The 18,743-nt window shown below is 71.4% G+C and carries 16 protein-coding genes; 12 read left to right on the forward strand and 4 right to left on the reverse strand.

Annotated features, from left to right (window positions below; genetic code table 11):
* The first annotated feature begins 358 nt into the window (after positions 1-358).
* From tig to clpX, 4 genes are all read left to right on the forward strand, one after another.
* Positions 359-1,918: a trigger factor gene (gene tig, locus D0T12_RS24025; RefSeq protein WP_117401920.1), complete on the forward strand. Its 1,560-nt coding sequence runs from the start codon at positions 359-361 to the stop codon at positions 1,916-1,918.
* 223 nt (positions 1,919-2,141) lie between these two features.
* Positions 2,142-2,774, forward strand: a complete 633-nt coding sequence (locus tag D0T12_RS24030) for a ClpP family protease (protein WP_117401997.1) — start codon at positions 2,142-2,144, stop codon at positions 2,772-2,774.
* Positions 2,775-2,836: 62 nt separating this feature from the next.
* Positions 2,837-3,499 (forward strand): ATP-dependent Clp protease proteolytic subunit, encoded by a 663-nt coding sequence (locus tag D0T12_RS24035; RefSeq protein WP_121434683.1) that lies wholly within the window; start codon positions 2,837-2,839, stop codon positions 3,497-3,499.
* A 174-nt stretch (positions 3,500-3,673) separates the two neighbouring features.
* Positions 3,674-4,948, forward strand: a complete 1,275-nt coding sequence (clpX, locus tag D0T12_RS24040; protein WP_117401921.1) for an ATP-dependent Clp protease ATP-binding subunit ClpX — start codon at positions 3,674-3,676, stop codon at positions 4,946-4,948.
* Between the two features lie 99 nt (positions 4,949-5,047).
* Here clpX and D0T12_RS24045 read toward each other — a convergent pair whose 3' ends face one another.
* The 3 genes from D0T12_RS24045 to D0T12_RS24055 all read right to left on the reverse strand — a co-directional run bounded on the left by D0T12_RS24045 (position 5,048) and on the right by D0T12_RS24055 (position 7,283).
* Positions 5,048-5,704 carry a response regulator transcription factor gene (locus tag D0T12_RS24045; protein WP_117401922.1) on the reverse strand — a complete coding sequence of 219 codons (657 nt, stop codon included), beginning with the start codon at positions 5,702-5,704 and terminating at the stop codon, positions 5,048-5,050.
* Positions 5,704-6,501: a sensor histidine kinase gene (locus D0T12_RS24050; RefSeq protein ID WP_117401999.1), complete on the reverse strand. Its 798-nt coding sequence runs from the start codon at positions 6,499-6,501 to the stop codon at positions 5,704-5,706. The genes D0T12_RS24045 and D0T12_RS24050 overlap by 1 nt, the downstream gene beginning before the upstream one ends.
* Before the next feature lie 122 nt (positions 6,502-6,623).
* Positions 6,624-7,283 (reverse strand): hypothetical protein, encoded by a 660-nt coding sequence (locus tag D0T12_RS24055; RefSeq protein WP_117401923.1) that lies wholly within the window; start codon positions 7,281-7,283, stop codon positions 6,624-6,626.
* A gap of 360 nt (positions 7,284-7,643) precedes the next feature.
* Here D0T12_RS24055 and D0T12_RS24065 point away from each other — a divergent pair, with 360 nt between their 5' ends.
* Together D0T12_RS24065 and D0T12_RS24070 are read left to right on the forward strand one after the other, a co-directional pair.
* Positions 7,644-10,253: a valine--tRNA ligase gene (locus D0T12_RS24065; protein WP_117401925.1), complete on the forward strand. Its 2,610-nt coding sequence runs from the start codon at positions 7,644-7,646 to the stop codon at positions 10,251-10,253.
* A gap of 28 nt (positions 10,254-10,281) precedes the next feature.
* Positions 10,282-11,190, forward strand: coding sequence for a hypothetical protein (locus D0T12_RS24070; RefSeq protein ID WP_117401926.1), 909 nt, complete (start codon positions 10,282-10,284; stop codon positions 11,188-11,190).
* Here the strand turns inward: D0T12_RS24070 and D0T12_RS24075 are convergent.
* Entirely contained in the window at positions 11,162-12,364 is a 1,203-nt protein-coding gene (locus D0T12_RS24075; protein WP_117401927.1) for a folylpolyglutamate synthase/dihydrofolate synthase family protein, read from the reverse strand. The genes D0T12_RS24070 and D0T12_RS24075 overlap by 29 nt on opposite strands.
* Positions 12,365-12,471: 107 nt before the next feature.
* Here D0T12_RS24075 and D0T12_RS24080 point away from each other — a divergent pair, with 107 nt between their 5' ends.
* The 6 genes from D0T12_RS24080 (at position 12,472) to mreC (ending at position 18,743) form a co-directional block, all read left to right on the forward strand.
* Positions 12,472-13,842, forward strand: a complete 1,371-nt coding sequence (locus tag D0T12_RS24080; protein WP_117402000.1) for a bifunctional folylpolyglutamate synthase/dihydrofolate synthase — start codon at positions 12,472-12,474, stop codon at positions 13,840-13,842.
* A gap of 5 nt (positions 13,843-13,847) precedes the next feature.
* A complete protein-coding gene (locus tag D0T12_RS24085; RefSeq protein WP_117402001.1) occupies positions 13,848-14,192 on the forward strand; it encodes a DUF4233 domain-containing protein in 345 nt (114 codons plus the stop codon).
* Between the two features lie 123 nt (positions 14,193-14,315).
* Complete coding sequence (locus D0T12_RS24090; protein ID WP_117401928.1) at positions 14,316-15,752, forward strand: hypothetical protein; 1,437 nt, start codon at positions 14,316-14,318, stop codon at positions 15,750-15,752.
* Positions 15,753-15,797: 45 nt separating this feature from the next.
* Positions 15,798-16,208 carry a nucleoside-diphosphate kinase gene (gene ndk / locus D0T12_RS24095; protein WP_117401929.1) on the forward strand — a complete coding sequence of 137 codons (411 nt, stop codon included), beginning with the start codon at positions 15,798-15,800 and terminating at the stop codon, positions 16,206-16,208.
* 488 nt (positions 16,209-16,696) lie between these two features.
* Positions 16,697-17,731 carry a rod shape-determining protein gene (locus tag D0T12_RS24100; protein WP_117401930.1) on the forward strand — a complete coding sequence of 345 codons (1,035 nt, stop codon included), beginning with the start codon at positions 16,697-16,699 and terminating at the stop codon, positions 17,729-17,731.
* Positions 17,732-17,771: 40 nt separating this feature from the next.
* Positions 17,772-18,743: a rod shape-determining protein MreC gene (mreC, locus tag D0T12_RS24105; RefSeq protein ID WP_117401931.1), complete on the forward strand. Its 972-nt coding sequence runs from the start codon at positions 17,772-17,774 to the stop codon at positions 18,741-18,743.

Here is an 18,743-nt window from a genome sequence, read left to right on the forward strand (position 1 = left end):
AACCCGAGGGAGTAGAAAGCGGTCGCACCGAAGGCCGCGGCTATCTTGTTCAGCGCGGACGAGTATGAGCCTTCTGAGTGGCCTATGTCACTGAGTGTAGGGAATTGTTAACGCGGATTCGCCCATCTCGGGGCCTCCGATGTCCGCAGCCGGCGCCGCTACCCCATAGACTTGGCCGCGCGAAGGCGCGGAGCCGTGTTCTCGGTGTGCCCGCGCCGCTGAGAGACTTACCGGCCGGGTCACGACGCGGGCGGGCCGTTCGGGGCCGGCCGCGTCCAGGCCGAGGCTCGCAGAGCACGAAGGAAGCACGCGTCGAACGCCGCGGCGAGACAGCGCCCGATCAAGGAGACCGACCCCAGTGAAGACCGATGTCGAGGAGCTGACCCCCACGCGGGTCAAGCTCACCGTCGAGGTTCCGTTCGACGAGCTCAAGCCGAACCTCGACAAGGCGTACAAGGAGATCTCGCAGCAGGTGCGGATCAAGGGCTTCCGGCCCGGCAAGGTCCCCGCACCGCTGATCGACAAGTACGTCGGGCGGGGTGCGGTCCTGCAGGAGGCCGTCAACGACGCGCTTCCCGAGCTGTACGGCCGCGCCGTGGAGGAGTCCGAGATCTTCGTCCTCGGGCAGCCCGACGTCGAGGTGACCGAGCTGGAGGACGGCACCCAGTTCGCGTTCACCGCCGAGGTCGACATCCGGCCGAAGTTCGAGGTGCCCGAATACGACGGCCTCGAGGTCGTGGTGGACGACGCCGAGGTCACCGACGAGCAGGTCGAGGAGACCATCGGCAACCTGCGCGAGCGGTTCGCGTCCCTGACCACCGCCGAGCGGGCCGTCGAGGAGGGCGACTTCGCCACCGTCGACCTCGTCGCCCGGATCGACGGCGAGGAGGTCGAGGACGCGTCCACGTCCGGCTACTCCTACGAGGTCGGCAGCAAGTCGGCCATCGAGGGCCTCGACGACGCGCTCGTCGGCCTCGCCGCGGGTGAGGACGCCACGTTCACCGGCACCCTGGTCGGCGGCGAGCACGCCGGCGAGGAGGCCGAGATCACCGTCACCGTGCAGAGCGTCAAGGTCAAGAACCTGCCGGACCTGGACGACGAGTTCGCCCAGCTCGCCAGCGAGTTCGACACCATCGACGAGCTCCGCGAGGACGTCCGGACGCGGCTCGGCCGCCAGGTGCGGGCGCAGCAGTTGAACCAGGCGCGCGACAAGGCCCTGGAAGCCCTGCTGGAGAAGGTCGACATCCCGCTCCCCGACAAGGTCGTGGAAGAGGAGATCAGCCGCCGCAACCAGCAGCTGGAGCAGCAGCTCCAGATGGCGGGCATGACCAAGGCCGACTACCTCAAGGACGAGGAGAAGTCCGAGGAGGAGTTCGACACCGACGTGGCCGACGCCGCCCGGCTCGCGGTGAAGGGCGGCTTCGTCCTCGACCAGCTCGCCGTCCAGGAGGAGCTGAACGTCGAGAACGAGGAGCTCAGCGAGTACGTCGTCTCGCAGGCCATGCAGATGGGCGTGCAGCCGCAGCAGCTCGCCCAGTACCTCACCGAGAACAACCAGCTCCCGGCGATCGTCTCCGAGGTGCTGCGCAGCAAGGCGCTGAACCTCGTGGTCGAGCACGTCACGGTCAAGGACGAGTCGGGCAACGTCATCGACGTCGAGGCCGTCCAGCGCGAGCTCAGCGGCCAGACCGCCGAGGCCGACACCGCCGAGGCCGACACCGCCGAGGCCGAGACCGCCGAGCAGGCCGACGAAGCCGAGCAGGCCGAGGCGACCGACCAGGCGGAGACGACCGACCAGGCGGAGACGACCGAGGAGGCTCCCGAGGAGACGGCCGAGGCCGCCGCAGAGGAGGCCCCGGCCGCCGAGGCCGAGGGCGCCGAGACCAAGGACGCCGAGGGCGACCAGAAGGACTCCTGAGCCCGGCCGGCCCCTCCGTACGCGTCGTGCGCGCCCCGCATCCGTCCCACCGGGTGCGGGGCGTGTCGCGTTCCGAAGGATCGCGTTATTCCATGACACGCCGGGTGGTGCTCGGGTACGCCCCTGGCGAAAAGGCGGCCCCCCGGGCTTAAGTGGGCCCGTCAGCGCGTTAATGTCCAATCATCCGAACCGATTAAAAGGACCGGAGGAACACCCGGTGAGCATGCCTCCGACTTTCGACGAGTCGTCGCGGATCCAGGCGCGGGTCGCCGAGGCGCCCCTGTTGCCTCTGGGCGACCAGCTGTTCCAGCGGCTGCTGCGCGAGCGGATCGTCTTCCTCGGCCAGCAGGTCGACGACGACATCGCCAACCGCATCTGCGCCGAACTCCTGCTGCTGTCGGCCGAGGACGGCCGCCGCGACATCACGATCTACATCAACTCGCCCGGCGGCTCGGTGACCGCCGGTATGGCGATCTACGACATCATGCAGTACGTGCCGAACGACATCGTCACGGTCGGCATGGGCCTCGCGGCGTCGATGGGCCAGTTCCTGCTGTGCGCGGGGACGCGCGGCAAGCGCTACGCCCTGCCGCACGCGCGGATCATGATGCACCAGCCGTCCGGCGGCATCGGCGGCACCGCCTCCGACATCAAGATCCAGGCGGAGCAGATGCTGTACGTCAAGCGGACGCTCGCCGAGAAGATCGCCGAGCACACCGGGCAGGCGCTCGACCAGATCGAGCGCGACTCGGACCGCGACCGCTGGTTCACCGCCGACGAGGCCAAGGACTACGGGTTCGTGGACCACGTGGTCCTCAGCGCCGACCAGGTGCCCTCCGAGGGCACCGTCTCCTGACGACCTGACCAGACACCCGGAGGCACACAGTGAGCGACCTCATCCGACCCGGTTTCCACGATCTGGTCCGGTCCGGCGTCCAGGCGGGCGGATCCCCCGCGCCGGTCGAGAACCGCTACATCATTCCGTCGTTCGTCGAGCGCACCACGTACGGGGTCAAGGAGATGAACCCGTACAACAAGCTGTTCGAGGAGCGGATCATCTTCCTCGGCGTGCAGATCGACGACGCGTCCGCCAACGACGTGATGGCCCAGCTGATCACGCTGGAGTCCATCGACCCGGACCGCGACATCAGCATCTACATCAACTCGCCCGGCGGCTCGTTCACCGCGATGACGGCGATCTACGACACGATGCAGTTCGTCAAGCCCGACATCCAGACGGTGTGCATCGGCCAGGCGGCGTCCGCCGCGGCCGTGCTGCTCGCCGCCGGAACGCCGGGCAAGCGGGCCGCGCTGCCCAACGCCCGGATGCTGATCCACCAGCCCGCGACCGAGGGCACCTACGGCCAGTCCAGCGACATCGAGATCCAGGCGCGCGAGATCATGCGCATCCGGGAGCTGCTGGAGACCATCCTGGCCGAGCACAGCGGCAAGAGCATCGACGAAGTCCGCAGGGACATCGAACGCGACAAGATCCTCACGGCGGACGAGGCGAAGGACTACGGTCTCATCGACGACGTCTTCGCCAGCAGGAAGCGCAAGGCCGAGGTAGTGTCGTCCTGAGACGACACGAGGACGCGGGAGATCCCCGAGCCCGGGCGTCACACTTCCGGGCGAGGGGCTTCCCAAGTCCGTTGGAGGCGGTAACGTCGATTCCAACGTCGAGAGCCTTCGGGACGCAACCGAGCTGCGCCGCAGCCTCCAAGGCGGCCGGCCCCACGAAAAGGAGACAGTTGGGTGGCACGCATCGGCGACGGTGGTGATCTGCTCAAGTGCTCGTTCTGCGGGAAGAGCCAGAAGCAGGTCAAGAAGCTCATCGCGGGTCCGGGCGTGTACATCTGCGACGAGTGCATCGATCTCTGTAACGAGATCATCGAGGAGGAGCTCTCCGAGACCTCCGACCTCAAGTGGGACAACCTGCCCAAGCCGCGGGAGATCTACGAGTTCCTCGACTCCTACGTCATCGGGCAGGAGACGGCGAAGAAGGCACTGTCCGTCGCCGTCTACAACCACTACAAGCGAATCCAGTCCGGTGACACCGGCCGCGACGACCCCGTCGAGATCGGCAAGTCGAACATCCTGTTGCTCGGTCCCACCGGATCCGGGAAGACGCTGCTCGCGCAGACGCTCGCCAAACTCCTCAACGTCCCGTTCGCCATCGCGGACGCCACGGCGCTGACGGAGGCCGGATACGTCGGTGAGGACGTCGAGAACATCCTCCTCAAACTGATCCAGGCGGCCGACTACGACGTCAAGAAGGCCGAGACCGGGATCATCTACATCGACGAGGTCGACAAGGTCGCCCGCAAGAGCGAGAACCCGTCGATCACCAGGGACGTCTCCGGTGAGGGCGTCCAGCAGGCCCTGCTGAAGATCCTGGAGGGCACCACCGCGAGCGTTCCGCCGCAGGGCGGCCGCAAGCATCCCCACCAGGAGTTCATCCAGATCGACACCACCAACGTGCTGTTCATCTGCGGCGGCGCCTTCGCCGGTCTGGAGAAGATCGTCGAGTCGCGGGTCGGCAAACAGGGCATGGGCTTCGGCGCCCAGATCCGCTCCAAGTCCGACTTCGACGAGTCGTCCGCCGTCCTCGGCGACGTCATGCCCGAGGACCTGCTGAAGTTCGGCATGATCCCCGAGTTCATCGGACGGCTTCCGGTCATCACCTCGGTGCACAACCTCGACCGCGAGGCCCTGATCAACATCCTCACCGAGCCGAAGAACGCGCTGGTCCGCCAGTACCACCGCCTCTTCGAACTCGACGGCGTCGACCTGGAGTTCACCGACGACGCGCTGGAGGCCATCGCCGACCAGGCGATCCTGCGCGGCACCGGGGCCCGGGGGCTGCGCGCCATCATGGAGGAGGTCCTCCTGTCGGTCATGTACGAGGTGCCGAGCCGCCAGGACGTCGCCCGCGTCGTGATCACCCGCGAGGCCGTCCTCGAACACGTCAACCCGACGCTCGTCCCCCGGGACCGCCCCAAGCGCGAACCGCGGGAGAAGTCCGCCTGAGCGGGTCACTGAGCGCCTCATCCGACACGCCCTCGACCGCCCGGTCGGGGGCGTTCGGCTTGGTCGGCCCCTGGAGGCCTCTGTCGGCCCTGCCGGGGGTCAGTGGCGGGTGGACTCGCCGAGTCCGGCCTCGCGGGCGACGACGATCGCCTGGGCGCGGTCGGCGACGTGCAGCTTCATGAAGATGTTCGACACGTGGTTGCGAACGGTCTTCTGGCTGAGGAACAGCGTCGCGGCGATCTCGGGGTTGCTGCGGCCCTGCGCGATGAGCCCGAGGACCTCCCGTTCCCGGTCGGTCAGCTCGGGGAACGCGGCCCGTTTCGGGTCGGGCATGTCGGTGAAGTAGGTGAGGACGCGGCGGGCGATCTCGGGGCCGTAGATGGCCTCGCCCGCGGCGACGGCCCGGACCGCGCGGGCGATCTCCTCGGCGCCCGACTCCTTGAGCAGGTAGCCGCGGGCGCCCGCGCGCATCGCCGCGAAGACCGAGTCGTCGTCACGGAACATCGTGAGGACGAGGACGCCGATGCGCGGGCTGGTCCGGGTGATGGTGCGGGTGGCCTCGATGCCGTTGCCGCCGGGCATGTGCAGGTCCATCACGACGACGTCGGGTTGGAGCTCCGCCGCGAGCCGCACCGCGTCCGGCCCGTTCTCGGCCTCGCCGACGACGTCCACGCCGAGCGCCTGGAGCAGCCCCTTCAGACCCTGCCGGAACACCGGATGATCATCGGTGATGAGGACCCGGATGGTGTCGGTCATTACCCCCGCCTCTTCCCCATGGAAGGACGATGGTACCCGGCCGCCGACGTCGCGGCGGCGAGCGGGAGATGGGCCGTGACGACGGTGCCGCCGCCGTTCCTGGACATGATCTCGCAGTTGCCGCCGACCTCCGCCGCCCACTCCTTCATCGCGGCCATGCCGCGCCGCGGCCTCGGCTGGCCGCCGTTGCGGAGCGAGTCGGGCAGGCCGGGGCCGGTGTCGGCGACCATCAGGTGCAGCTCGACGTCCCGCGCGAGCCGGACCGTCGCGGTGCTCGCCGGGGCGTGCAGCCGGACGTTCGTCAACGCCTCCTGGACGATGCGGTACGCCGCGACCTCCACCGCCGCGGGCAGTTCCAGATGCTCGCCGTCGAAGCGGACGTCGACCCGTTCACAGCAGCCCTCGGCGACCGACTGGATGGCCGCGACGAGGCCGAGATCGTCCAGCGCGGGCGGGCGCAGGCCGTGGGCGAGGTCGCGGATCTCCCCGACGGCGCTGGCGAGCCGGTCCCGGACGTCGGCCAGCAGCGGGTCGGCGCGCTGCGGCTCGCGGGCGAGCGTGAGGCGCGCGGCGTCCAGCGACATCGCGAGGCTGGCGAGCGTCGGGCCGAGGCCGTCGTGCAGGTCACGCCGCAGCCGCCGGCGTTCCTCCTCGCGGCTGGCGAGGATCCGCTCCCGCGACCGTTGCAGGTCGGCGGTGAGACGTCGGAGGTGAGGGATGGTCGCGGCACGTGCCGCCACGGCCCCCGCGGTGAACGCGCCGGCCAGCACGGCAGCGCGTGCCAGTGCCGCTCGCATCCCGTCCCTCTCGTTCGCCCCGCCGCCGCGGGTGTTCTCCGCCACCCTTTCCGGCGGGGCGACCCGGTGTCAGGTGACCTGTGTCCCGACCGCGACGGGAAACGCTTCGACGGGTGAGGGCGTCAGCTCTCCACGTCCGCTCGGGTGTCGCACATCTTCGCCAACAGGTCCTTGTGCCTGTCGATCTCCGTCCCGATGTCGATCGTGGTCACGATCGCGAAGGTGGTCCGGGTGGACCACATGGCGAGAGTGGTGGACGAGCCGGTGGAGCCTGTCGGCCCTCGCGTCTCGGTGTGGATCACTGTGATGAGGGCGACGCCGTCACCGCACGCGTCCTGCGGATTCGAGGTTTCGGGGCGGTAGCTGGTCTGACCGTCGTCCCTGAACTCGGCGGCGACGGCGCTGTTGAAGGACGCCTGCGGGTCGTTCAGGTCGTGGGTGCCGTTGACGCCCACGAACAGGACCCTCTCGTCACCGTTCCCGTACACCGCGCTCACGGTGCCCTTGACCGCCCAGTCGGTGGCAGCGGCGTAGATGACGCTGGTCAGTTTCTCGACCAGCTTCTCGCTGCTCGCCTCGGCGGCCGGGTCCCGGCTCAGCCCGTCCGCGACAGGCGGTGTGGACAGCTCGTGGGAGGTCCGCACGAGGTAGGCGGCGTACCCTCCCACGGCCAACACCAAGATCAGGACCACGGCCCCGGCCAGGAAGCCGATGACCTTGCCGCCGCCCCTGCGACGCGGCGGACCGTACGGCGCCCCCGGGAACGGCCCACCGGGACGCATGGGCGGGCCAGGAGGCACCGTCCTGCCGCCGGGGTGCATCGGCCCACTCGGAGGAAAGGGCCCGCCCGGCCCTACCGGCCCGCCTGGCCCCGTTGGCCCGACTGGGCCTAACGGCCCGCCCGGAGCCGCGGGTCCGCCTGGAGGAAAGGGCCCGCCCGGGGGTTCGGGACCGTCGGGGGGCGAGGTGGGCGAGGTGCCGCCGGATGGGGGAGGGGGGTTCCAGGCACTCAATTCGTCTTCCTTCCTCTGGTTGGGCGGCGAGGAGCTCGGCGGGGTGCTCGCCGCTCGGAATTGTCGCGTACGCGCGGGCCTCGCGGACCTGGACATCCGACCCGTCCGGTCCCCGTAGAATCGTCAGCCGTGACACAGCCCAGTACTGAGCGCGGCCACGGGGCCGCCGCGGACGTCGACCTGCCCACCCAGTACCGCCCGGCGGACGTCGAGGGCCGCCTCTACGAGCGGTGGGTATCGGCGGGGCTGTTCACCGCGGGCGAGGACGGTCCGCCGTTCTCGATCGTGATCCCGCCGCCGAACGTCACCGGTTCGCTGCACATGGGACACGCGCTCGACCATTCCATCCAGGACACCCTCGTCCGGCGGCGGCGCATGCAGGGGCACGCCACGGTGTGGGTCCCGGGCATGGACCACGCGGGCATCGCGACGCAGAACGTGGTGGAGCGCGAACTGGCCAAGGAGGGCGTGTCGCGGCACGACCTCGGCCGGGAGGCGTTCGTGGAGCGGGTGTGGCAGTGGAAGGCCGAGTCGGGCGGGCGGATCCTCGGCCAGATGCGCCGCCTCGGCGACAGCGTCGACTGGACGCGTGAGGCGTTCACGATGGACGACGACCGCGCCACCGCCGTCCGGACGATCTTCAAGCGGTTGTTCGACGACGGGCTGATCTACCGCGCGGAGCGCATCATCAACTGGTGCCCGCGCTGCCTGACGGCCCTGTCCGACATCGAGGTCGAGCACGAGGACGTCGACGGGGAGCTGGTCTCGATCCGGTACGGGTCCGGCGACGACGAGCTCGTGGTCGCGACCACGCGGGCGGAGACGATGCTCGGTGACACGGCCGTCGCCGTCCACCCGGACGACGCCCGGTACAAGCACCTGGTCGGGCGGGAGATCGAGCTTCCGCTGACCGGCCGCCGGATCCCGGTCGTCGCCGACGAGCACGTCGACCCCGAGTTCGGCACCGGCGCGGTGAAGGTGACCCCGGCGCACGACCCGAACGACTTCGAGATCGGGCGGCGGCACGGGCTGCCGTCGTTGACGGTCATGGACGAGCGGGGCGTCGTGACCGCGTCCGGGCCGTTCGAGGGCCTGGACCGGTTCGAGGCGCGCCCGGCGGTCGTGGCCGCGCTGCGGGAACAGGGCCGGATCGTCAAGGAGATCCGCCCGTACGAGCATTCCGTCGGGCACTGCCAGCGCTGCGCCACGGTCGTGGAGCCGCGCGTGTCGTTGCAGTGGTTCGTGAAGGTGGAGTCGCTGGCCCGGGAGGCGGGCGACGCCGTCCGTGACGGTCGTGTCACGATCCATCCGCCGGAGATGGCGGCCCGCTATTTCGAGTGGGTCGACAACATGCACGACTGGTGCATCAGCCGGCAGCTGTGGTGGGGTCACCGCATCCCCGTCTGGTACGGCCCGGACGGCGAGGTCATGTGCCCGGGGCCCGGTGAGGAGCCGCCCGCCGGTTGGACGCAGGACACCGACGTCCTCGACACCTGGTTCTCGTCCGCGCTGTGGCCGTTCTCGACGCTGGGGTGGCCCGACGAGACCGCGGAGCTGAAGCGGTTCTATCCGACGTCGGTCCTGGTCACCGGGTACGACATCCTGTTCTTCTGGGTCGCCCGGATGATGATGTTCGGGCTGTACGCGATGGACGGCGTCCAGCCGTTCGACACGATCGCGCTGCACGGCATGGTCCGTGACCAGTTCGGCAAGAAGATGTCCAAGTCGTTCGGGAACGTCATCGACCCGCTCGACTGGATCGACGCGTACGGCGCCGACGCGACCCGGTTCACGCTGCTGCGCGGCGCGAACCCGGGCGGGGACGTCCCGGTGGCCGAGCAGTGGGCGCAGGGGTCCCGCAACTTCTGCAACAAGCTGTGGAACGCGACCCGGTTCGCGTTGATCAACGGCGCGCACGTCCGTGGCGCGATGCCCGCCGAGGTGTCCACGGTGGACGCGTGGATCCTGTCGCGGTTGCAGGCGGTCATCGCCGAGGTGGACGAGTACCTGGATTCCTACGACTTCGCGAAGGCCTGCGAGACGCTCTACCACTTCGCGTGGGACGAGGTCTGCGACTGGTACGTCGAGCTGGCCAAGGTCCAGCTCGCCGACGAGCGGGCGGAGGCGACGCGGCGCATCCTCGGCGAGGTGCTCGACAAGCTGCTGCGGCTGCTGCACCCGGTGATCCCGTTCGTGACCGAGGAGCTGTGGACGTCCCTGACCGGCGGCGAGACGATCGTGACGGCGCCGTGGCCGGCGCCCGAGCCGGAGCGCGCCGACCGGGACGCCGAGGTTTTCGTGGAGTCGTTGCAGCGGCTGGTGACGGAGGTGCGGCGGTTCCGCGCCGACCAGGGCCTCAAGCCGGGCCAGAAGGTCGCGGCGGTGCTGGAGTGGGACGGTTCGCCGCTGGCGGCCCACGAGCAGGGCGTCCGCGCGCTGCTGCGCCTCACCGAGCCGGGCGACGCCTTCTCGGCGACCGCGTCCCTGCCGGTGGAGGGCGTCACCGTCCGGCTCGACACCGCCGGGGTCATCGACGTCGCCGCCGAGCGCAGACGGCTGGAGAAGGACCTCGCCGCCGCCCGCAAGGAGGTCGAGCAGGTCGGCCGCAAGCTCGGCAACGAGGCGTTCATGGCGAAGGCGCCCGAGGCGGTCGTCGCCAAGAACCGGGATCGGCTCGCGCAGGCGGAGGCCGACATCAGGCGGCTGGAGTCGCAGCTGACCGCGCTGCCCACGGGCTGACCCGCGGTCGTGGACCTTCGGGAGTGCAATGGCCGATTCACCTTCCCGGTCCGACACGCCGGACGCCGCGTCGCCCTGGGGCGACGCGCGTCCGTGGTGGACGGCCGACCACGGCGACGGGACGGGTCCGCACGGCATGGTCCCGGACGTGACGGGGCCGCAGCTCGTGATCGGGGACATGTCCGGCGGATATCCGGTGGTCCCGGTCGCCCAGGGTGGCACGGGACCGCTGCCGGTCATGCCCGGCCCGCCGCCGCACGGCCCCATGCTGCCCGGTCCGACCCTGCCCGGGGCCGGACGGCAGGGCCCGCCGCCTCGACCCGCTCGGAGACGGCCGCTGCGTGTTCTGCTCGTCGCCGGTGCCGTCATGGTCGCCTCCGCGGTCCTGATGGCCGGGGTGGTCGCGTTCCGCGTGGAGGGCGGCGGTGACGGCGGCGGCAGGGGGACGGGCACGACCGGCGGCGTTCTCGCGTCCCGGAAGGTGATCGACGCGGGTGCGGTCGCCGGTGGGCTGCGCAGGGACGCCCTGACGTCGCCGCCGGCGAGTGCGGCGTACCCGTTCGTCGCGGGCGCGATCTGGGCGACCGGGGTTCCCGTCGCCGAACGCGGCCAGGCCGTCTACGCCGAGGGGCCCGGCCGTCCGATCAACCTTCTGTTCGTGGGCGGGACGGGCCCGGTCGGCGATCCAGCCGCGTTCCTGCGCAGGGCGCGGCCGACGACGTTCATCGCCGGGCAGGGCGCGGAACCCGGCGCGCAGGGCGGCAAGGCCGTCTGCGGCACGTTCGCCGTCCTCGCCGACACCCACACGTATTGCGCGTGGGCGACCGAGGACTCCTATGGTGTCGTCGCGTCGAACCGTCCCACGCTGAGTCCGCACTTTCCGTTGATGGCCGAGCTCATGCGCCGGATCAGGAGGGACGTCGAGAGGCCGCGGTGACGAAGAGGCGCTCGGTGTCGGCGTCCACGACGTCGAGGACCAGCCCGGTGAAGTAGACGGTGCCGAGGACGACCACGTGGTGACCGAGGGCGGCGAGGGACGAAGCCGTGACGGCGTCCGGGCCGACGACGTCCCAGTCGGGCGGCAGGGGATGGTCGAAGCGCAGCCGCCGGTACGGGAGCCGCACGAACGTCACCGGCAGCCCGCGCAGTTCGGCGACGGCGCCGTCGACGTCCTTGTGGTCGGGCAGGCAGACCACGACATGGTCCACGCCGCCCCAGGCGCGCCGGGCCGCGGTGAGGGCGGCGGCGACACCCGTCCGGTCCACGGCGGAGTCGATGAGCAGCCTCGTCGCCGAGCCGGGCACGTCATGCCACGACAGCCGTCCGGGCAGGACGACCGACGCCAGCACGTCCCGGAGCGGCCCCGCCGCGGGTTCGGCGACGCCGGGCAGGCGGCGGGCCGCGACGACGCCGAGTTCCGCGCCGCCGCGCTGCAGCCCGTTGGGGAGAAGGTCGTCCGGGAGGCCGCTGTCGCCGCGCTCGACCCGTTCGACGTCCCCGAGCACCCCGGCGACCTCCGCCGACTGCGGCGCCGACACGACGACCGTCCCCGGGCCCGCCACACCGAGTTTCTCCTTCGCGATCTCCGCCGGGGTGTCGCCGAGCACGCCGCGATGCTCGCCGAAGATCGGCGTGATCGCGGCGACGGCCGGGGGGAACAGCGACACCTCGTCCGACCGTCCGCCCATTCCCGCCTCCAGCACGAGCGCGTCCGCGCCGGCCCGGCGCGCGTGGACGACGCCCGCGACGGTGAACAGCCCGGACGGCGACAGGTAGCCGCCCGTGGGCGGCGGCAGCGCGGCGAGGCCCGTCTCCAGGATGTCGCCCAGCGCGGCCAGTTCCGCCTCGGACACGGCGCGCCCGTCCACCCTGATCCGGTCGCGGTCGACGCGGAGCCCGGGGCTGGTGACGGTGCACACCCGGAGACCTGCGGCCGCGAGGAACGCGGAGGCGTACGTCGCGGTCGTCCCCTTGCCCTTGGAGCCCACGACGGTCAGGACCGGGACGTCCGGGCCGAGGACGCCCAGGACGGCCGCCAGCGCGCGGGCCCGCCCTAGGTCGCGGGTCTCCCCGGGAGCCCGCCCCCGCCACTCCCGGTAGAACACGTCCATAGCTCCAGTGTGGGCCCGGACGGAACGCGACGAACCGCCGAGTAGGCTCTGTGACCGTGAGTCAGGTATCCGAGCCGTCCGACTACCGGAACGCCGTCGGCGCGATCATGGCCCGTGGCGTGGAGTGGGAGATCGACCCCACGCTCGACCGCGTCCGCGACCTGGTCGACGTCCTGGGGGAGCCGCAGCGCGCCTACCCGGTGATCCATATCGCGGGGACGAACGGCAAGTCGAGCACCGCCCGGCTCGTCGAGGCGCTGCTGCGCGAGCGCGGCCTGCGCACCGGCCTGTACACCAGCCCGGAGCTGACCACGCTGCGGGAGCGGATCGCGATCGACGGCGAACCGATCACCGAGGAGCGGTTCGTCGAGGCGTACGAGGACGTGCTGCCCTTCGTCCAGCTGGTCGACGGCAAGCACGCGACGCCCCTGTCGTTCTTCGAGGTCCTCACCGCCATGGCGTTCGCGGCGTTCGCGGACGCGCCGGTCGACGTCGCGGTCGTCGAGGCGGGGATGGGCGGCGCGTGGGACGCCACGAACGTGGCCGACGGCGCCGTCGCCGTCGTCACCCCCATCGGGCTCGACCACACCCGCTACCTCGGCGACACCCTCGCCGAGATCGCGGGCGAGAAGGCGGGGATCATCAAGACCGGGTCGGTGACGGTGCTGGCGCAACAGCCCGTCGAGGCCGCGGAGGTGCTGCTGCGCCGGGTCGTGGAGGTCGGCGGCACGGCGGCGCGCGAGGGCATCGAGTACGGCGTGCTCGGCCGGGACGTCGCGGTCGGCGGCCAGCAACTGCGGCTCCAGGGCCTGCACGGCGTCTACGACGAGGTCTTCCTGCCGCTGTTCGGCGACCACCAGGCGAGCAACGCCGCGACGGCCCTCGCCGCCGTGGAGGCGTTCGCGAGCGGCGCCCCGACGCGGGGAGAGGCCAATCTGGAGGCCGCCACGCGCATCGCGCCCGGCGAGTCCTACCTCGGCGGCGCGGAGGGGCAGCTCGACCCGGCGCTGGTGCGCAGCGGCTTCGCCAAGTCGGCCTCGCCCGGCCGCCTGGAAGTCGTGCGGACCGGTCCGACCGTGCTGCTGGACGCCGCGCACAACCCGGCCGGGATGGCCGCGACCGTCGCCACGGTCACCGAGTCGTTCGGTTTCACCCGGCTCGCCGGGGTCCTCGCCATCGCCGCGGACAAGGACGTCGTCGGCGTCCTCGACCAGCTCGAACCCGTCCTCGCCGAACTGGTCGTGACCCGCAACTCCTCGCCGCGGTCCATGCCGCCGGAGGAGCTGGCGGAGATCGCCGAGGGCGTGTTCGGGCCGGAGCGCGTCCATGTGGCGCAGCGGCTGGACGACGCGATCGACCGGGCGATCGGCTTCGCCGAGGAGACCGGGGAGTACCGGGGCGCCGGGGTCCTGATCACCGGTTCGGTGGTCACGGCCGGAGACGCCCGAACCCTGCTGCGCGTGACGGAAGGCCGGTGACGACCATGAGCCGGGGAAGCGCCGCCAACCCCGTGCGCAGGCTGCTCGCCACGGTGCTGGGCTGCGAGGCCATCGTGATCGCCCTCGCGGTGCCGGTGGCGGTGGCCGTGCTGGATGTGGACGGCGCGACCGCCGGGGCGGTGTGCGGCGGGCTGGCCGTCGCGTGCCTGCTGCTGGCGGGCCTGCTGCGGTTCCCGTGGGCGGTCGCGGCCGGGACCGTCCTCCAGGTGCTGATCGTCGCGACCGGGTTCATGGTGCCCGCCATGTTCTTCCTCGGCGTGGTGTTCGGGGCGCTCTGGGGGACGGCGATTTGGATGGGACGCAAGGCGGGAAGCGTCCAGCCGCGCTAAATTCGCGAGGACGCATTCATTCATCCGCCGATCTTCCCGCGCAGTTGATTCCGACTATTCCGGCGATTATCGCTATTGGGAAATGTTCGTGGGGCGGCTGACGACCTCGCGAAGGAGCAGGCCGTGTCCCTGCACGCACGCGGACACGCGCCGGACGTCCCGGCGGCCGCGGTCCGCGGACATCCGGCGCCGCCCCCGGACGGCCGCGCCCGGCGCCGCCGCGCGGCGGCCGGCGCGCTACTGCTGACGCTCACCGCCACGCCCGCCGCCGTCCTGGTGGTCCCGGACGCCACCGTGAACGTCGTGCCCGCCGCGTTGAGCGCCCTCGACCTCGACGGCGCCGACATCCCCGTGCTGTTGCGCGCCACCGGGCTGTCCCTGCCCGTCCTGCTGGCCGCGGTGCCGCTCGCCGCCGTCGCCGCGCGGCGGTTCAACGCGTTGCCCGTCCTCGCCACCGGTCTCGCCGTGCTGCTCGCCGGGCTCGGCGCCGCCGGGTACGCGCGGTCCCTGCCGCTCGCCGGGACGGTGCGCGCCGTGCAGGGCGCGGGCGCGGGCATCATCCTGCCCGCCTGCCTCGTCCTGGTCTGGGAGCGGCGGAGCAGGGCCCTGACCGCCGCCTGGGCGGGCACGCTCGCGGGCGCCCTCATCGTCGCGATGCCGCTGGTGCTGACGGCCGTCCCGGCGCCCGCGGGCGGCAAGGCCGTACCGGACTGGCGTGTCGCGCTCGTCCCGTACCAGTGGCCCGCCGTGGCCGCCGCCGTCGCCGCGCTCGTCCACCTCGTCCTGCGCGGGCGGCGGCGGTGGTCGCTGCCCGCGTCCCGGCACTCCGAGCGCGGCCAGCTCCTGCTGCCGCTCGTTCCGGTGGCGAGCTTCGCGTTCCTCGCCGTCGTCGCCGCTGTCTGCTGGTCGCCCGGCGCCCGGCTGGTCGTCGCGGGCCTCGCGCTGCCCGCCCTGCTCGGCCTCGCCCTCGCCGCGGGCCGGGACACGACGGCGGGCAGCCCGCACGGCTGCGCCATCGTCATGATCGCCACCGGTCTGCTCACCTGTCCCGTCACGGGCCCGCTCGCCGGGCTGGACGCCGCCGTGCCGCTGCTCCCGTACGCCGTGGCCGCCGTGGCCGCGCCGGCAGGGGCGCTCGCCTCCGTCCGCGTCGCGCCCCGCCACGGCGTCCGCGCCGGATACGCGCTGATGATCGCCGCCGTGCCGTTCGCCTTCGGCGCCCCCGGTGACGACGGCTGGACGCTGCTCGTCCCGCTCGTCCTCCTCGGCGCCGGAGCCGGACTCGCCCTCGCCGCCTCGCTGCGGGACGCGGGCGTCGGCGCCGCGCTGTTCGGCCTGTCCCTCTGCTTCCCCGCCGTGCTCGCCGGGCAACTGCTCGTCCTGTCACTCCAGGCGTCCCGGCTCGAACGGCTCCGACCGGTCACCGACGCACAGCACTTCGCCGCGCTCCGGGACGGCTACCACGTCTGGCTCGCCGTCGCCGGAACCGCCGCCGTCCTGCTCGCCGTCGCCACGGCGAGACACGCCCGCCGCACCGACGCGCGCCCTGAGGCCGGGTAGGATTCGCGCGCTTGCACCTTTCGAATTCCTCAAGGAGAAACACCCGTGTCCGAGCGCACTCTCGTCCTTGTCAAGCCCGACGGTGTCCGCCGCGGCGTCATCGGTGAGGTCATCTCCCGGATCGAGCGCAAGGGCCTGAAGCTCGTCGCGCTGGAACTCCGCACCCTCGCCCGCGAGACCGCCGAAGCGCACTACGAGGAGCACGCCAGCAAGCCGTTCTTCGGAGAGCTCGTCGAATTCATCACCGGCGGCCCGCTCGTCGCCATGGTCGTCGAGGGCCCCCGCGCCATCGAGGCGTTCCGTTCCCTCGCCGGCGCCACCGACCCGGTCAGCGCCACGCCCGGCACCATCCGCGGCGACTTCGCCCTGGAGATCGGCGAGAACATCGTCCACGGCTCCGACTCCACCTACTCCGCCGACCGCGAGATCAAGCTCTTCTTCCCCGAGTTGGGTTGAGTCTTCCCAGGGGGCTGTGTTTGCCCAGGGGGGCGACCCCCTGGAACCCCCGTTGCGAGCAGGTCGATCCTCACGCCACGGTGCGGGTCTTCGTGACCGTGCGGGTTGTGGCGTGGCGCTGCGGTCGACCTGCTCGTCGGTTCGCGCGGCCTCCGGCGCCGGGGCGCCTCCGGCCGCGCGAACCGTGACCCGGGCTGGGGTCTTGTCCCGGTGCGTTGGTCGTGACTCCGCCACGTTCACTCCAGGGGGCGACGCCCGGGGACGAATCGTGGCGGGGGTTGGGGTTGGTCCGGGGGGCTTTGGGGGCTGGGCCGGGCGCGGCGTGGGGCGGGGTTGGTCTTGGTGGCTCTTTGGTTATTGGCGGGGGGCTCAAGGGGCGGTTTTTGGTCGACGCGCGGGGGTGTGGTGACTGCCCGCGGAGGTGGGACCACGTTACGATGGACGCGCCGCTATACACGCCCGTCAATCTTGAAGGGCTCCCTTTCTTCATGGGTAACAAGCTGTCTTTTCTAGGCCGTGACATGGCGGTCGATCTCGGTACTGCCAACACCCTGGTGTACGTGCGCGGGCGTGGCATCGTCCTCAACGAACCGTCCGTGGTGGCGATCAACACCAACACCGGGAAGATCGTCGCGGTGGGGATCGAGGCGAAGCGGATGATCGGCCGCACGCCCGGCAACATCGTCGCGGTCCGTCCGCTGAAGGACGGTGTCATCGCCGACTTCGACGTCACCGAACGGATGCTCCGCTACTTCATCCAGAAGGTGCACAAGCGCCGGCATTTCGCCAAGCCACGGATCGTGGTGGCGGTGCCGAGCGGCATCACCGGGGTGGAGCAGCGCGCGGTGAAGGAGGCCGGCTACCAGGCCGGCGCCCGTCGCGTCTACATCATCGAGGAACCGATGGCCGCCGCGATCGGCGCCGGCCTGCCCGTCTACGAGCCGACCGGCAACATGGTCGTCGACATCGGCGGCGGCACCACCGAGGTCGCGATCATCTCCCTGGGTGGGATCGTCACCAGCCAGTCCGTGCGCGTCGGCGGCGACGAACTCGACCAGGCCGTCATCTCCTTCTCCAAGAAGGAGTACTCGTTGATGCTCGGGGAACGGACCGCCGAGGAGATCAAGATGGCGATCGGGTCGGCGTATCCCGGCGGTGACGAGGAGCCGCACGCCGAGATCCGCGGCCGTGACCTCGTCAGCGGGCTGCCGAAGACCGTGGTGATCTCCGCCGAGGAGGTGCGCCGGGCCATCGAGGAGCCGGTGAACGCCGTCGTGGACGCGGTGAAGACCACGCTCGACAAGTGCCCGCCCGAGCTGTCCGGCGACATCATGGACCGCGGGATCGCGCTCACGGGCGGCGGCGCGCTGTTGAAGAACCTCGACGAGCGGCTCCGGGAGGAGACCGGGATGCCGATCCACCTCGTGGACAATCCGCTCGACTCCGTGGTGCTCGGCACCGGCAAGTGCGTCGAGGACTTCGAGGAGCTCCGGCAGGTCCTCGTACCGGAGCCGCGGCACTAGGCGACCCCCCCGGCGGACGCGACAACGAAAGGTCGGAGGGGTGAAGGACACCCGGCGCACCCGCGTCGTCCTCGGCGTGCTGCTCGTCGTGGCGCTCGCGATGATCACCATCGACTATCGCGGCGGGGAGGAGTCCCCGCTGCGCGGCCTGCGCGATGTCGGTGCCACCGTGTTCGGTCCCGTGGAACGCGCGTCGGCGTCCGTCGTCCGGCCGGTGAGCAACACCGTCGACGCCGTCACCGACGCGCCGGGGGAGCGGCGCCGCGCCGACCGGCTCGAACGGCAGAACCAGCGGCTGCGCGAGCGGCTGCGCTCCATGCGGCTCGACCAGGACAGGTCCGCGCAGCTTCAGCGGCTGCTCGGCTCCGCCGGCATGGGCGGCTACAAGATCCTCGCCGCGCAGGTGATCTCCGCGGGACAGGGTTTCGAGGACACCGTCACGATCGACGTCGGCGGCCGCAGCGGCGTCAAGCCCGACATGACCGTGATGAGCGCCGACGGGCTCGTCGGCCGTGTCACCCGCGTCGGTCCCGCGACGGCGACCGTGCTGCTCGCCACCGACCAGACGTCGTCGGTCGGGTCCCGGCTGGAGGGCTCCAAGGAGATCGGGATCGTCCAGGGCCGCGGGCGCCGTGGCCTCGGCGGGCACGGCGGCACGCCGCTGCGCCTGCAACTGCTGAACGCCGCCGCGCCGATCCAGCCGGGGCAGCGGCTCGTCACGCTCGGATCGCAGGGGCAGCGGCCCTACGTCCCCGGCATCCCGATCGGCGTGGTCGAGCGCATCGACCGCTCCTCCGGCGGCCTGACCCGCACCGCCTACGTGCGGCCGTTCGTGAGGTTCACCAGCCTGGACGTCGTCGCCGTGGTCGTCGCCCCGCCGAAGACCGACCCTCGGGACGCGGTGCTGCCGCCGAAACCGAGACCGGTCGCGGTTCCGGCAGTGCCCCCCACACCGGCGCCGTCCCGGACGACGTCGCCGAGCCCGACCACGACTCCGAGCCGGGGGAACTGA

The sequence above is a fragment of the Actinomadura spongiicola genome (assembly GCF_003432485.1).
In the GTDB taxonomy this organism is placed as follows: Bacteria; Actinomycetota; Actinomycetes; order Streptosporangiales; family Streptosporangiaceae; genus Spirillospora; species Spirillospora spongiicola.

Coding starts and splice junctions, on each gene's coding strand:
- D0T12_RS24080 (WP_117402000.1), top strand. CDS start 12,472: ATGGCCCGTGGCGTGGAGTGGGAGATCGACCCCACGCTCGACCGCGTC.
- D0T12_RS24055 (WP_117401923.1), bottom strand. CDS start 7,283: ATGCGTCCCGGTGGGCCGTTCCCGGGGGCGCCGTACGGTCCGCCGCGT.
- D0T12_RS24070 (WP_117401926.1), top strand. CDS start 10,282: ATGGCCGATTCACCTTCCCGGTCCGACACGCCGGACGCCGCGTCGCCC.
- D0T12_RS24085 (WP_117402001.1), top strand. CDS start 13,848: ATGAGCCGGGGAAGCGCCGCCAACCCCGTGCGCAGGCTGCTCGCCACG.
- D0T12_RS24050 (WP_117401999.1), bottom strand. CDS start 6,501: ATGCGAGCGGCACTGGCACGCGCTGCCGTGCTGGCCGGCGCGTTCACC.
- D0T12_RS24045 (WP_117401922.1), bottom strand. CDS start 5,704: ATGACCGACACCATCCGGGTCCTCATCACCGATGATCATCCGGTGTTC.
- D0T12_RS24075 (WP_117401927.1), bottom strand. CDS start 12,364: ATGGACGTGTTCTACCGGGAGTGGCGGGGGCGGGCTCCCGGGGAGACC.
- D0T12_RS24030 (WP_117401997.1), top strand. CDS start 2,142: ATGCCTCCGACTTTCGACGAGTCGTCGCGGATCCAGGCGCGGGTCGCC.
- D0T12_RS24100 (WP_117401930.1), top strand. CDS start 16,697: ATGGGTAACAAGCTGTCTTTTCTAGGCCGTGACATGGCGGTCGATCTC.